This window comes from Intestinimonas butyriciproducens (genome assembly GCF_016901775.1).
Lineage (GTDB): Bacteria > Bacillota > Clostridia > Oscillospirales > Butyricicoccaceae > Pseudobutyricicoccus.
Map to the genome: position 1 here is coordinate 19,278 of NZ_JACJKW010000002.1, position 12,776 is coordinate 32,053.

Below are 12,776 nucleotides of genomic sequence, written 5' to 3' on the forward strand. Positions count from 1 at the left end.
ATGGTACTATTCTGATAGAGTGCCTTTTGGCAAATTTCCCCCGGGTTTCCGGGAAAAGGGGATCAAACAACATGAAACACCAGAACGCATGGCTTTTCAATCTGATGCTGATCGGCACCGCCTTTTTATGGGGCGTCTCTTTTTTATGGGTGAAAGATGCATTGAACGCCGGGTTGGACAGCAGCTTTTTCCTGTTTCTCCGGTATTTGCTGGCCTCACTGATCTGGCTGCCTTTCTGCGGCAAGGAAGTGAAAAATCTCACCTTCCGTCAGGTGCTCATGGGCCTGACGGTGGGCTTTTTCCTTTACGCGGCCATGCTGGTGCAGACCATCGCACTGAACATGACCACGCCCTCCAACAGTGCCTTTATCACCACATCCTATGTGGTGCTCACTCCCTTTGTGGTGTGGGTCCTTTTGCGGCAGAAGCCCAAAAAGAAGATCTATGCCTGTGCTGCCTTGTGCTTTCTGGGGCTTTATGTGCTCACCAGGGTGCCGGGGGAAAGTTTTTCCCTTTCCTTTGGTGATGGCCTTACCTTGGTATCGGCTCTGCTGTTTGCCTTGCAGATGACCTTCCTGTATCGCTTCAGCAGCCAGCTGCCTTCCAAAGTGCTTACCTTCCTGCCCCAGGCCACCACCTGTGTGCTTTCCTTTATTACGGCCCTTGTCACGGGAAAAGTCACTTTTGAGGGCGTGGATGTGAAAGCCGCTTTGATCCCCACCTTGCTGGTGGTGTTTCTGGCCACATTGGCCGCAGGCTATTTCCAGACCGTGGGCCAGAAAAATGTGGAGCCCTCCCGGTGCGCCATTATCTTTTCCCTGGAGTCGGTGTTTGCCTGCATCGCCTCGGTGGTCATGGGCTATGAACCGTTGACCACCAACCTGGTGGCCGGAGGACTGATCATCGTCACTTCCATCATTATTTCTGAACTGCCCTCCAAAGAGGAACGGCGTCAGGCACGCCTTGCGGGACAAATTCGCCAGAAAGAGAAATAAAAGCCCAAACCGCTCTCCTTTTTCGTTGACAAAAAAGGGCGGGGGGTGTAAACTATCGTGGACAGAGATCAACCGGTGCGCCGGGAAAGTTTTTCCGGCGAGAATAGGTAAGTTGGGTGCAATTCCCACGCGGGACCGCCGCTGTAATGGCCGAGCCCTTTTCCAGAATGTCACTGTGGTTACACACGGGAAGGCGGAAAGGGCAAAGACGCCTGAGCCAGAAGACCTGCCTGTTGATAAATAGCCGGGCCGCATTGCGGCGCGCGGCAGATTACACAGCTAACGGAATCCTTGGCTGGCGTAACAAGGGCAGTGCTTTGGCACTTTGGTCTTTTTATGCCTTTTCCCCAGGGAAAAGGCATTTTTTTGTGCCAGAGACCGCCGAGAAAAAAGGAGGAATTGTCATGCGCAAACGAGAAAAACTGGCTCTGAGTCTCTCTTTGTTCATGGCCCTGGGTGCCGGTGTAACACGGCAGGCAGGCGCGATGCACATTATGGAGGGATTCCTGCCCCCCAGCCACTGTGTGGCCTGGGGCGTCATTTGTCTGCCCTTTTTGGTATGGGGCGTCATCCGCATCAAGAACATCACCCGGGATCACCGGAAGACCCTGCTGCTTCTGGCTATGTGCGGGGCTTATGCCTTTGTGCTGTCGGCTCTCAAGATCCCCAGCGTCACCGGCTCTTCCAGCCATCCCACCGGCACCGGTCTGGGGGCCATGCTCTTCGGGCCTTCGGTGATGGCGGTGCTGGGTATTATTGTTCTGCTGTTTCAGGCACTGCTTCTGGCCCACGGCGGCCTGACCACCCTGGGGGCCAACACCTTCAGCATGGCCATTGCCGGACCCTTCCTCACCTACGGGGTGTGGAAGCTGTGCCAGAAAATGGGCATGAAGCGGGAAATTTCGGTGTTCCTGGGCGCTATGCTGGGAGATCTGTTCACTTATTGCATCACCAGCTTCCAGCTGGGCCTTTCTCATCCTGGTACAGGCGGAGTGTGGAGCTCTGCCATGGAGTTTATGGGCATCTTTGCCCTGACCCAGGTGCCGCTGGCCATCATTGAAGGCATCGTCACCGTGGTGGTGGTCATGGGGCTGGATCATTATGCCCAGCCGGAGCTGCGGGATCTGGCCCGGAGAAGATGTGAGGAGGGTGCAAGATGAAAAAGAGTGTGGTTGCAGTGCTTTTGCTTCTGTTGTGCGCCCTCATCGCCGTCTTTCCTTTGGTGATGGTGAAAAACAGTGAGTTTGGCGGCGCCGATGGCGCGGCGGAAGAAGCGGTACAGAAGGTGGACCCGGACTATGAGCCTTGGGCCGAAAGCATTCTGGAACCCCCTGGCGGAGAGACAGAGAGCTTGCTCTTCTGTCTCCAGGCCGGTCTGGGTGCTGGAGTGCTGGGCTTTGGTTTCGGCTGGCTGGCTGCCCGGAAAAAATACCGGAATGATGAAGCATCTCAATAAGCGACCCCTTCCAAGCCCTGCCCTGCGGCAGGGCTTGGCGTGCGTGAAAGGGGGAAAGCAGGAATGGTGAAACGGGTGCTTTGGGGCCTTCTGGCTTTCGCACTGGCGCTGGCCTTCACCTGGGGCAGCCTGCCGGGAACCGACGCCCTGATTCTGGGAGCTGCGGCGGCGCTGTTGGCCTTTTTCTTTTTGGGGCATGGAGGACATAGCCACCATGGAGTGGCGTCCTTTGATCAGCTGGCCCAGCGTTCCCCTTTGGGCAAGGTGCATCCGGGGATTAAGATTCTTTTTTCCCTGGGATCTCTTTTTCTTTGCGCCGGGGCCAAGAGCCTCTGGCCGCCCCTGCTGGCAGGCCTGATCCTGGGCGGAATCACCGTATGGAAGGGAAAAGTGCCCCTCAGACGGTATCTTTCCTTTCTGGCGCTGCCCCTATCGTTCATCGCTTTGAGTGCTCTGGTGATGATTTTTCATCTTTCCCCGGCTCCCGCAGGGCTTCTGGACATCCCTCTGGGGCCGGTATGGCTTTCGGCCACGGCAGCGGGACGGCAGGACGCCATTCTCACATTCTGCCGTGCCATGGGCGGGGTGAGCTGCCTGTATTTCCTCAGCCTGTCCACCCCTTTGCCGGAGATCATCCATTGTCTGGAAAAAATCCATGTGCCCCAGGTGGTGCTGGAACTGATGTTTTTGATCTACCGGTTCCTCTTCCTTTTGTGGGAGGAGGGACAGCGGCGCAATCAGGCCGCCCAGGCCCGCATGGGGCAGGGCCGCTTTGGAAGAAGGGTGCAGAGTTTTGCTCTGGTGGCCCAGGGGCTTCTGGGGGGCGCCATTCTCCGGGCCGAGGGGAGCTGGCAGGCCATGGAGAGCCGGGGGTATGACGGCGCCTTCTGCTTTTTGCAGGAGAAAAAGCCTGTGCGGCTGCGTCATGGCCTGTGGGCCGCTTTGGGTCTTGCAGCCCTGGGGATCGGGGTCTTTTGGCCGGGGAGGTAACATGGAACAGATCATATTGCAGCTGGAGGACCTTTGCTATTCCTATGGCGGAGATGCTCCTGCTTTGGAAGGGCTTTCTCTCAAGGTGAAAGCCGGGGAGCGTATTGCGGTGCTGGGAGGTAACGGAGCGGGAAAATCCACCTTGTTTCTTTGCTGCAACGGCGTGCTTCATCCTCAAAAGGGACGGGTGGTCTATGAGGGGCAGCCCATGGATTGCCGCAAACGCAGGGACCGGCTGGCCTTGGGGCAAGGAGTGGGCATCGTTTTCCAGCAGCCGGATGAACAGATCATCGCCCCTACGGTGCTGGGAGATGTGGCCTTCGGTGTGCTGAACCTGGGATTTTCCCAGGAAGAAGCCAGAAAGCGGGCCAAGGATGCCCTTTGCCAGCTGGGTTTGGAAGGGTTTGAGGAAAGAGCACCCCAATATCTCAGCGGCGGCGAAAAAAAGCGGGTGACCATCGCGGGGGTGCTGGCCATGGAGCCAAAGGTGCTGCTGCTGGATGAGCCGGCCGCTGCTTTGGACCCTCAGGGAGCCTGGGAACTGGAAGGGCTGCTGGAAAAGCTGCACCAGAAGGGTCTGACCCTGATGGTGGCCACCCACGATGTGGACTTTGCCTATGGGTGGGCCGACCGGTGCCTTGTAATGGAAAAAGGCCGGCTTCTGGCCGATTTGCCCCCATGGGAACTTTTTAAAAAAGAAGAACTTTTGGAAAAAGCCCATTTGCGGCCGCCCTTTTTGTTTCGGGCGGCCCGGGCCTTGGGGATGGAGGAACATCCGCCCCGCACCATAGAGGAATTGGAACAACGGATCAAAGGAGAGAAACAATGGAACAGACCGCACTGCTGATCGTCAGCTTTGGCACCAGCGTGGAGGAAACACGGAAAAAGACCATCGGTGCTTTGGAGGAAGAACTGAAACAGGCTTTCCCCCATCTCCCGGCCTATCGAGCCTATACCAGCCCCACCATCCGCCGTATCCTGGCGAAGCGGGGCGAGCAGGTGCCTTCCCCTCAGGAAGCCATGGAGCAGCTGGCCGCTCAGGGTGTACGGACCCTGTATATCCAGCCCACCCATCTGATCTGCGGGGAGGAATACCATGCCCTTTCCCAGAAGGTGGCCGAAAAAGCGGGATTGTTTGAAAGGGTAGTCCTGGGCCGTCCGCTGCTTTATGACATGGAGGACTGCCGCCGGGCGGCTGAAGGGCTGCTGGAGGACTTTTCCCCGGAAGAAGGGGAGGCTTTGGTGTTCATGGGCCACGGCACCGAGCATCCGGCCAACGCCGTCTATCCGGCCATCGGCTATATTTTCCACCTGCTGGGCCGGACGGATGTGTTTGTGGGCACCGTGGAGGGCTGGCCCCAGGGAGAGGATGTGCTGGCGCAGGTGCAGAAGGCCGGTTTCCGCCGGGTGCTGCTGGCTCCCATGATGCTGGTGGCCGGGGACCATGCCCGCAACGACATGGCCGGGGAAGAAGACAGCTGGAAAGCGTTGTTTGAGAAAGCCGGGCTTACAGTGCGCTGCGCCCTGCGTGGAATGGGTGAAATCCCCGCCGTCCGGCAAATCTATGTGGATCATTGCCGAAAACTTCTTGAGACCAAGGAGCAGGCATAGTACAATAGAAATTGCCGAAAAAAGGAGGGGAGCGCCATGGGTCTTGAATTATACCGCCAGGAAGGGACCAAAAAGCTGCGCTGCGGCTATACCACCGGTACCTGTGCTGCTTTGGCGGCCCAGGCGGCGGCCCGGGCGCTGCTGCTTCATGAGCGGCCGGCAAAAGCCACTTTGCTCACTCCCAAAGGGGTGGAGGTTTCCGCCCCGGTGGAAGAACTGGAAGTGGGAGAAGGTTTTGCCCGCTGCGCCATACGGAAGGACGCCGGAGACGATATCGATGTCACCGACGGCATCCTGATCTTCGCCCAGGTGCGTCCCATTCCCCAAGGGATTCAGGTGGACGGCGGAAGGGGCGTGGGACGGGTGACAAAGCCCGGTTTGAACCAGCCGGTGGGACAAGCCGCCATCAACCAGGTGCCCCGTCAGATGATTACTCAGGCCCTTTCCCAGGTGCTGGAGGAAGGGGATTGTAGGTGCGGCCTGGAGGCCATCATTTCCATCCCCCAGGGAGAGGAACTGGCCGCCAAGACCTTCAACCCCAACCTGGGCATTGTGGGAGGACTTTCTGTGCTGGGCACCAGCGGCATTGTGGAGCCCCAGAGCCTGGAGGCTTTGCAGAGGAGCATCGAAGTGGAGATCCGGATGCACCGGGCCCAGGGAGAGAACAAGCTGATCCTCACCCCGGGAAATTACGGGGAAGCATTTATCCGTACTTATGCCCCTCTTCCCCCATGGCCCCAGGTGAAATGCGCCAACTTCATCGGCGCCAGCCTGGACTACTGCGCTCAGTATGGCTATGAAAAAGTGCTGCTGGTGGGACATTTGGGTAAATTTGTCAAACTGGCTGGTGGGGTGATGGACACCCATTCCCGTCTGGCCGACTGCCGCATGGAGATCCTGGCCGCTCACGCTGCGCTGGCCGGGGGAGAAGCCTCCCTCATCGGGCAGATCATGGAAGCGGCCACCACCGATGGCGCTCTGGAGCTGCTGCAGAAAGCCGGTTTGTGGGAAAAAGTCCGGCAGACTCTGCTCTATAAGATCCAGTATCATCTGGAACGGCGGGCGGCGGGGAATTTTTCGGTAGGCGCTATTATTTACAATAACATCCAGGGCTTTTTGGGAGAGACCTCCCAGGTGAAAGGCCTTTTGGGTTTGATGGAGGAAAAAGAATGAAAAAAGGTACCTTTTACGGAGTGGGCGTCGGTCCGGGAGATCCGGAGCTTTTGACCCTCAAGGCCATCCGGGCTATGGAGCATTGCCCGGTGATCGCCGCTCCCGAGACCCGGGGAGAAAAGACGCTGGCTCTGGACATTGCCCGGGGAGCGGTGGATCTTTCGGGTAAAACCATTCTCACTTTGGAATTTCTCATGACCCGGGACAAGCAAAAGCTGGAGGAGAGCCACAGGGCCCAGGCCCGGGCCGTGATGGAATACCTGGATCAGGGTCAGGATGTGGCCATGCTCAATCTGGGGGATGTGTCCATCTATTCCACCTTCAGCTATCTGCTGGAGATCATCAAAGGGGCGGGGTATGAGACAGAAGTGATCCCCGGCGTGCCCAGCTTCTGTGCCGTGGCGGCTTTGCTGCAGCAGAGCCTTACCGTCATGCGCCAGCCGCTGCACATCATTCCCGGCGGCCACGGCAATCTGGAAGAGCACCTGTCCCTGCCGGGCACCAAGGTGCTGATGAAATCGGGGAAAAGTCTGCCGCAGGTGCGGGAGACCCTGGACAAGCTGGGGCTTTCCCACAAGGCTTCCCTGGTGCAGAACTGCGGCCTTCCCGATGAGAAGGTCTGCCGGGATCTGGCGGAGGGCATTCCCGAAGCCGGCTATTTCACCACCATTGTAATAAAGGAGTGAGGAAGATGATCTCCATTGTAGGGGCGGGCTCCGGCGCCGCCGATCTGATCACCGTCCGGGGAGCCCGTCTGCTGGGCCAGGCCGATGTGATTGTCTATGCAGGCAGCCTGGTCAATCCCCAGCTGCTTTCCTATGCCAAAGAAGGCTGCGAGATCCACAACAGCGCCAAAATGACCCTGGAAGAAGTGGTGGATGTGATGGCCAAAGCCCATTTTCTGGGCAAAAATGTGGTGCGGCTCCACACCGGAGACCCTTCCATCTATGGGGCCATCCGGGAGCAGATGGATGCCCTGCGGCAAAAGAACATCCCCTTTGAGGTGGTGCCCGGCGTGTCCAGTTTCTGTGGTGCCGCCGCCGCTTTGCAGGCGGAGTACACCCTGCCCGGAGTGAGCCAGACGGTGATCATCACCAGAGCCGCCGGGCGTACACCGGTGCCGGAAAAGGAGAACATCCGCTCTCTGGCCGCTCACCGGGCCACCATGGCCATTTTTCTGTCGGCAGGGCTTCTGGAGCAGCTGACAGAGGACCTGGTAGAGGGCGGATATCCGCCGGAAACTCCGGCGGCCATCGTCTACAAGGCCACCTGGCCCGATGAGAAGGTGTGCATCTGTCAGGTGAGTACCTTGGCGGAGACCGCTCAGAAAGAGGGCATCAACAAGACCGCGTTGATCCTGGTGGGTGATTTCCTGGGGCAGCAATATGACCGCTCCCTGCTCTATCACCCCAATTTTACCACCGGTTTCCGGGAAGGCAAAAAACAGTGAACGGTGCCATCATCGCCTTCACCCAGCGGGGAATGGACACCGGCGAGCGTTTGAGGAAAGGGCTGGAGGAAAAAGGCATCTGCTGCACTCTTTGCCGGGGCGGGAAGGAAAACCCTCTGCACCAATGGACAAAGGAGCATTTTGCAGACTGCGGCCTGCTGGTCTATGTGGGGGCGGCGGGCATTGCTGTGCGGGCGGTGGCGCCCTTTGTGCAGGACAAGACCCGGGACCCGGCGGTGCTCTGTTGTGACGAAGGGGGACGCTATGCCATCCCTCTGCTGTCCGGGCACATCGGCGGCTGCAACCGCATTGCTTTGTGGGCCGGGGAGATACTGGGAGCCCAGCCCATCCTCACCACTGCCACCGATGGCCGGGGGCTTTTTGCCGTGGACACCTGGGCCACCCGGCAGGGCCTTTCCATCCTCAATCCCAAGGCCATCAAAAGGGTGTCCTCCCGGCTTCTGGATGGGAAGGAAGTGGTTCTGTGGAGCGATTTTCCCTGGAAGGGAAATCTGCCCCAAGGGGTGGTGCAGGGAGAAAAGGGGCCTTGCCACATCCGCATTACTTGTCAGAAGGGTGACTGGGGCGAGGCGCTGGTGCTTTGTCCGCCCGTGGTAATTGCGGGAATCGGCTGCCGCAAGGGCACAGCGGAAGAAAACATCCACAGGGCTGTGGACAATGCCCTTGGCCAGGCGGGACTCTATCCCCAAAGTCTTAAAAAGGCGGCCAGCATTGATTTGAAAAAAGAGGAGCCAGGGCTTGTGGCTTTTTGCCAGAGCCGAGGGGTTCCTTTTATCACATATTCCCCGGAAGAGCTTGCGGCCCTGGAAGGGGACTTTACCCCTTCAGCCTTTGTGCAGAAGGTCACCGGGGTCAATAATGTGTGTGAGCGGGCGGCTTTGATGGAAGGTGGCCGTTTGATCCTGCACAAACAGGCCGGGGAGGGCGTCACGGTGGCCCTCAGCCTGGGAGAATGTATTTTGGATTTTGCAAAGGGGGAAGAGCCATGAAAAAGCTCTATATTGTAGGTTTAGGGCCGGGAGACGGGGAGTTTATCACCCCCCAGGCCCGCAAGGCCCTGGAAGACAGCCAGGTGATCTGCGGCTATACCGTTTATATCGATCTCATCGCTGAAAGCTGTCAGGGCAAGGAGATTCTGACCACACCCATGACGAAGGAACTGGAGCGGTGCCGCATGGCTCTGGAACAGGCGGCGGCCGGACAGACCACCGCCATGGTGTGCAGCGGAGACGCCGGGGTCTATGGCATGGCCGGGCCGATTCTGGAGCTGAGCCCGGAATATCCTCAGGTGGAGATCGAAGTAGTGCCGGGCATCACCGCCGCTCTCAGCGGCGGGGCCGTGCTGGGTGCACCCCTTACCCACGACTTTGCCATTATTTCCCTCAGCGACCTGCTCACCCCCTGGGAGACCATCGAAAAGCGGCTCCACTGTGCCTCGGAGGCCGATTTCGTCCTGTGCATCTACAATCCCCGCAGCAAGAAGCGGGCCGACCATCTGATGAAGGCCTGCGACATCGTCATGGAGCACCGGGATGAAAACACGGTGTGCGGCATTGTGCGCAACATCGGCCGGGAGGGCCAGGAGCATAAGCTGATGACCCTGCGTCAGCTGCGGGATGAACCGGTGGATATGTTTACCACGGTATTTATCGGAAATTCAGCCACCCGGGCCCTGGGGGATAAGATGGTCACTCCCCGGGGCTATGAAAATAAAAAAAGATGAAAAAGCTATTGATCTTTGCGGGCACCACCGAGGGACGGCTGCTGGCTCAGGCCATGGCGGAAAAGGGCTTTGCAGTCACGGCATCGGTGGCCACAGGCTATGGCCGGGAAGTGCTGCCCCAGGGGGAGAACCTGACCGTTCTCACCGGAAGGCTGGACGAAGGGGCCATGGAAGGACTGCTGAAAAAGGAAGGGTTCTGCCAGGTGGTGGACGCCACCCATCCCTATGCCCAGGATGTGACCTGGAACATCCGTCGGGCCTGTGAAAAGGCGGGGACGCCCTATCTTCGTCTGCTGCGGCCAGGGAGCCTTTTGCCCTCTGACGCCGTGCAATCCGCAGATACCAAAGAAGCGGCCCGGCTGCTGGAAAAATTGCCTGGGAATGTGCTGCTCACCACTGGCAGCAAGGAACTGGGTGTGTTTGCATCGGTCACCGGGTTTGACAGCCGTTTTTTTGCCCGGATGCTTCCCATGGGTACGGCTGTGGAGGAAGCGGCGGCGCTGGGTCTGCCCCGAGGGCATATCATCGCCATGCAGGGACCTTTCACCAAAGAGCTGAATGTGGCTCTCATTCACCAGTATCACATCGATATTCTGGTGACCAAAGACGGGGGAACACCGGGAGGATTTGCGGAAAAATGCCAGGCAGCCCAGGAAGGGGGCGCCCGGCTGCTGCTCATCGGCCGTCCGCCGGAAGAAGCGGGGAGCATGAGCTATGAGCAGGTGGTAAAACAGCTGGAACAGCTGGGAGAGGAGGAACACCCATGAAAATCACCCTGTTGGGAGGCGGTCTGGGCAGTCCGGATACCCTGACCCTGGGAGCCTGGAAGGCTTTGCAGAATGCCCAGGTATTGGTGGGGGCACGCCGGGTGCTTGAGAGCCTGCCGGAAGGACTGACTGGGGAACAATATCCCGAGATCGCCCCCCAGAAGATCGTCTCCCGACTGAAACAGGCCATGGAAGAGGGGAAAAGAGCGGCTTGCGTGGTGCTCAGCGGGGATGTGGGCTTTTACAGCGGCGCCCGGAAACTGCTGCCACTGCTGGACTTTGGCCCGGTGGAGGTGCTGCCCGGCCTTTCCTCTCCCCAGTATCTGGCCTGCCGTCTGGGGATGCCCTGGCAGGACTATCACCTGGTCAGCGCCCACGGCATGGGAGAAGAGCAGGTGGACCCTGTGGGAGAGGTGCGCTGCCATAAAGAGACCTTTTTCCTCACCGGGGGCCAGTTTACCCCTCAAAGAATCTGCCGCCGTCTCAAAGAGGAAGGATGGGGAGATTTGCCGGTGACGGTGGGGGAAAACCTGTCCTATCCGGAGGAAATCATCACCCGGGGAACAGCGGCAGAATTGGCGGAGCGGGAGTTTGCATCTCTTTCGGTGATGCTGGTGGAAAACCCCTGGCCTGCACCCCTTTGTCTCACCGGCGGCCTGCCGGACGACTGCTTCCTGCGGGGCAAAGCACCCATGACAAAGCAGGAAGTGCGGGCGGTGTCGTTGGCCTTCCTTTCTCCTGGGGAAAGGGATACCCTATGGGATGTGGGGGCGGGAACCGGTTCGGTGTCGGTGGAACTGGCCCGCCTGGCCCGGAGGGGGAGAGTGTACGCCGTGGAATGCGGGGAGGAAGCCTTTTCCCTGCTGGAAGAGAACAAGCGCCGGTTTGCACTGAGGAATCTGTTTCCGGTGCAGGGCATGGCCCCGGAAGCACTGGAAGCTCTTCCGGCCCCGCAAGGGGTGTTCATCGGCGGCTCCAAAGGGAATCTGGGGACGATCCTCCAGGCGGCCCGCAAGAAAAATCCCCATGTCCGGGTGGTCATCAACGCCATTGCATTGGAAACGGTGCATCAGGCTTTGGAAGAGCTGACAAACCAGGGCTTTGTGAACATCCGCGTCAGCCAGGTGGCGGTGAGCCGGGGAAAAGAAGTGGGCCGGTATCACATGATGACCGCCCTCAATCCGGTGTATGTGCTGGGAGGTGAAGGCAGTGGCCTATAACATTCCCCGTCTGGTGCTGGCCGCTCCAAACAGCGGAGCAGGCAAAACCACCATGGCCTGTGCTCTTTTGCAGGTCATGATGAACCGGGGCCTTTCTCCCGCTGCCTTCAAATGCGGCCCCGACTACATCGATCCCATGTTCCACAGCCAGGTCATTGGGGCCAGGGCCCACAACATGGATCTGTATTTCGTACCGGAAGACCGGGCGCGCTTTTTGTTCCAGGAAGGGATCCAGGGCTGCGGTGTGGCGCTCATCGAAGGGGCCATGGGCTTTTACGACGGGGTGGCGGGGAAAAGCACCCAGGCCAGTGCTTATCATGTGGCCCAGGTGCTGAAGGCTCCGGTAGTGCTGGTGGTGCAGCCGGGAGGCTCTTCCCTCACGCTGGCCGCTGCTCTGAAAGGACTGCTGGGGTTCCGGGAGGATAGCGGCTGCCGGGGGATCCTTCTCAACCGGTGCAGCAAAGGCCACTATGCCTTGCTGAAACCCATGCTGGAAGAAGAGCTGGGGATACCGGTGCTGGGCTATCTGCCGCCCATGCCGGAGTGCGCCCTGGAAAGCCGTCATCTGGGACTGGTGACGGCAGAAGAGGTGACAGGGCTGCGGGAAAAGCTGGCGGCTCTGGCCGCTCAGGCGGAAGAGACCATCGACATCCCTAGGCTGCTGGAACTGATGGAAAGTGCGCTGCCTTTGGAGGAAGAAGTGCTGATCCTTCCGGCCCGCGCCATCACCCAGCCGGTGATCGCCCTGGCCAGGGACAAGGCATTCTGCTTTTATTATCAGGAGAATCTGGAGCTTTTGGAGAAGCTGGGGGCCAAATTGGTCTATTTCAGCCCCCTGGAAGACGAAGGACCGCCAGAAGAAGCCGATGCTTTGTATCTGGGCGGAGGGTATCCGGAGCTTTACGCCCGGCAGCTCAGCCAGAACCAGGCTTGCCGGGAAAATGTGAAGCAGGCTGCTTCCAGGGGAATGCCGGTGCTGGCCGAGTGCGGCGGCTTCCTTTATCTGCAAAAGAGTTTGCAGGATGAGGAAGGCAGCAGCTGGCCCATGGCCGGAGTGCTGCCTGGGGAAGGATTTCCCACAGGCAAGCTGGGACGGTTCGGTTATGTGGAGGTGACTTCCTGGCGGACCGGGTTGATGTGCCCCAGGGAAGAAAAAATCCGGGGCCATGAATTTCATTATTGGGACAGCACCCAGCCGGGAAAGGATGCTTTTGCAAAAAAGCCCCTTTCTACCCGCACCTGGGAATGTGTGCATACCAGCCGCACCCTGTGGGCCGGATTCCCCCATCTGTATTTTTACAGCAATCTGGGCTTTGCCGCCCGGTTTGTGGCGGCGGCTGCACAATATCAAAAACAAAAAAAGGGATGAT

14 protein-coding genes and 1 riboswitch are annotated in these 12,776 nt (G+C 59.0%); all 14 genes read left to right on the plus strand.

Translation table 11 applies throughout. The features are described 5' to 3' along the window. The first annotated feature begins 71 nt into the window (after positions 1-71). The 14 genes from H6A25_RS01445 to H6A25_RS01510 all read left to right on the plus strand — a co-directional run bounded on the left by H6A25_RS01445 (position 72) and on the right by H6A25_RS01510 (position 12,775). On the plus strand, positions 72-995 hold the full coding sequence (locus H6A25_RS01445) for a DMT family transporter (protein WP_204750240.1): 924 nt from the start codon (positions 72-74) through the stop codon (positions 993-995). Positions 996-1,051: 56 nt separating this feature from the next. After that, positions 1,052-1,243, plus strand: a riboswitch (cobalamin riboswitch). Between the two features lie 156 nt (positions 1,244-1,399). Further along, complete coding sequence (locus H6A25_RS01450; RefSeq protein WP_204750241.1) at positions 1,400-2,155, plus strand: energy-coupling factor ABC transporter permease; 756 nt, start codon at positions 1,400-1,402, stop codon at positions 2,153-2,155. Further along, positions 2,152-2,451: an energy-coupling factor ABC transporter substrate-binding protein gene (locus H6A25_RS01455; RefSeq protein WP_204750242.1), complete on the plus strand. Its 300-nt coding sequence runs from the start codon at positions 2,152-2,154 to the stop codon at positions 2,449-2,451. The genes H6A25_RS01450 and H6A25_RS01455 overlap by 4 nt, the downstream gene beginning before the upstream one ends. Positions 2,452-2,514: 63 nt before the next feature. Then, a complete protein-coding gene (gene cbiQ, locus H6A25_RS01460) occupies positions 2,515-3,441 on the plus strand; it encodes a cobalt ECF transporter T component CbiQ (protein ID WP_204750243.1) in 927 nt (308 codons plus the stop codon). A 1-nt stretch (position 3,442) separates the two neighbouring features. Then, entirely contained in the window at positions 3,443-4,288 is an 846-nt protein-coding gene (locus H6A25_RS01465) for an energy-coupling factor ABC transporter ATP-binding protein (protein ID WP_204750244.1), read from the plus strand. Further along, positions 4,267-5,052 carry a sirohydrochlorin cobaltochelatase gene (locus H6A25_RS01470; protein WP_204750245.1) on the plus strand — a complete coding sequence of 262 codons (786 nt, stop codon included), beginning with the start codon at positions 4,267-4,269 and terminating at the stop codon, positions 5,050-5,052. The genes H6A25_RS01465 and H6A25_RS01470 overlap by 22 nt, the downstream gene beginning before the upstream one ends. Positions 5,053-5,088: 36 nt before the next feature. Beyond that, positions 5,089-6,225 (plus strand): cobalt-precorrin-5B (C(1))-methyltransferase CbiD, encoded by a 1,137-nt coding sequence (cbiD, locus tag H6A25_RS01475; protein ID WP_204750246.1) that lies wholly within the window; start codon positions 5,089-5,091, stop codon positions 6,223-6,225. Continuing rightward, positions 6,222-6,911 (plus strand): precorrin-2 C(20)-methyltransferase, encoded by a 690-nt coding sequence (gene cobI / locus H6A25_RS01480; RefSeq protein ID WP_204750247.1) that lies wholly within the window; start codon positions 6,222-6,224, stop codon positions 6,909-6,911. The genes cbiD and cobI overlap by 4 nt, the downstream gene beginning before the upstream one ends. A 5-nt stretch (positions 6,912-6,916) precedes the next feature. Next, positions 6,917-7,675, plus strand: a complete 759-nt coding sequence (gene cobM / locus H6A25_RS01485; protein ID WP_204750248.1) for a precorrin-4 C(11)-methyltransferase — start codon at positions 6,917-6,919, stop codon at positions 7,673-7,675. Further along, on the plus strand, positions 7,672-8,685 hold the full coding sequence (locus H6A25_RS01490) for a cobalamin biosynthesis protein (protein ID WP_204750249.1): 1,014 nt from the start codon (positions 7,672-7,674) through the stop codon (positions 8,683-8,685). Before cobM ends, H6A25_RS01490 begins: the two co-directional genes overlap by 4 nt. Next, the gene (gene cobJ, locus H6A25_RS01495) at positions 8,682-9,419 is read left to right on the plus strand and encodes a precorrin-3B C(17)-methyltransferase (RefSeq protein ID WP_204750250.1); all 738 of its coding nucleotides are present in this window, start codon (positions 8,682-8,684) and stop codon (positions 9,417-9,419) included. The genes H6A25_RS01490 and cobJ overlap by 4 nt, the downstream gene beginning before the upstream one ends. Continuing rightward, on the plus strand, positions 9,416-10,186 hold the full coding sequence (cobK, locus tag H6A25_RS01500) for a precorrin-6A reductase (protein WP_204750251.1): 771 nt from the start codon (positions 9,416-9,418) through the stop codon (positions 10,184-10,186). The genes cobJ and cobK overlap by 4 nt, the downstream gene beginning before the upstream one ends. Next, positions 10,183-11,406 carry a precorrin-6y C5,15-methyltransferase (decarboxylating) subunit CbiE gene (gene cbiE, locus H6A25_RS01505; protein WP_204750252.1) on the plus strand — a complete coding sequence of 408 codons (1,224 nt, stop codon included), beginning with the start codon at positions 10,183-10,185 and terminating at the stop codon, positions 11,404-11,406. Before cobK ends, cbiE begins: the two co-directional genes overlap by 4 nt. Beyond that, entirely contained in the window at positions 11,396-12,775 is a 1,380-nt protein-coding gene (locus H6A25_RS01510; RefSeq protein WP_345941566.1) for a cobyrinate a,c-diamide synthase, read from the plus strand. The genes cbiE and H6A25_RS01510 overlap by 11 nt, the downstream gene beginning before the upstream one ends. Position 12,776 lies beyond the last annotated feature (1 nt).

What these genes read in the sequence shown, in the direction of transcription:
- H6A25_RS01450 (WP_204750241.1), top strand. Translation starts at nt 1,400, where the DNA reads ATGCGCAAACGAGAAAAACTGGCTCTGAGTCTCTCTTTGTTCATGGCC.
- cobM (WP_204750248.1), top strand. Translation starts at nt 6,917, where the DNA reads ATGATCTCCATTGTAGGGGCGGGCTCCGGCGCCGCCGATCTGATCACC.
- cbiE (WP_204750252.1), top strand. Translation starts at nt 10,183, where the DNA reads ATGAAAATCACCCTGTTGGGAGGCGGTCTGGGCAGTCCGGATACCCTG.
- H6A25_RS01455 (WP_204750242.1), top strand. Translation starts at nt 2,152, where the DNA reads ATGAAAAAGAGTGTGGTTGCAGTGCTTTTGCTTCTGTTGTGCGCCCTC.
- H6A25_RS01445 (WP_204750240.1), top strand. Translation starts at nt 72, where the DNA reads ATGAAACACCAGAACGCATGGCTTTTCAATCTGATGCTGATCGGCACC.
- cobI (WP_204750247.1), top strand. Translation starts at nt 6,222, where the DNA reads ATGAAAAAAGGTACCTTTTACGGAGTGGGCGTCGGTCCGGGAGATCCG.
- cbiD (WP_204750246.1), top strand. Translation starts at nt 5,089, where the DNA reads ATGGGTCTTGAATTATACCGCCAGGAAGGGACCAAAAAGCTGCGCTGC.
- H6A25_RS01465 (WP_204750244.1), top strand. Translation starts at nt 3,443, where the DNA reads ATGGAACAGATCATATTGCAGCTGGAGGACCTTTGCTATTCCTATGGC.
- cobJ (WP_204750250.1), top strand. Translation starts at nt 8,682, where the DNA reads ATGAAAAAGCTCTATATTGTAGGTTTAGGGCCGGGAGACGGGGAGTTT.
- H6A25_RS01470 (WP_204750245.1), top strand. Translation starts at nt 4,267, where the DNA reads ATGGAACAGACCGCACTGCTGATCGTCAGCTTTGGCACCAGCGTGGAG.
- cbiQ (WP_204750243.1), top strand. Translation starts at nt 2,515, where the DNA reads ATGGTGAAACGGGTGCTTTGGGGCCTTCTGGCTTTCGCACTGGCGCTG.
- cobK (WP_204750251.1), top strand. Translation starts at nt 9,416, where the DNA reads ATGAAAAAGCTATTGATCTTTGCGGGCACCACCGAGGGACGGCTGCTG.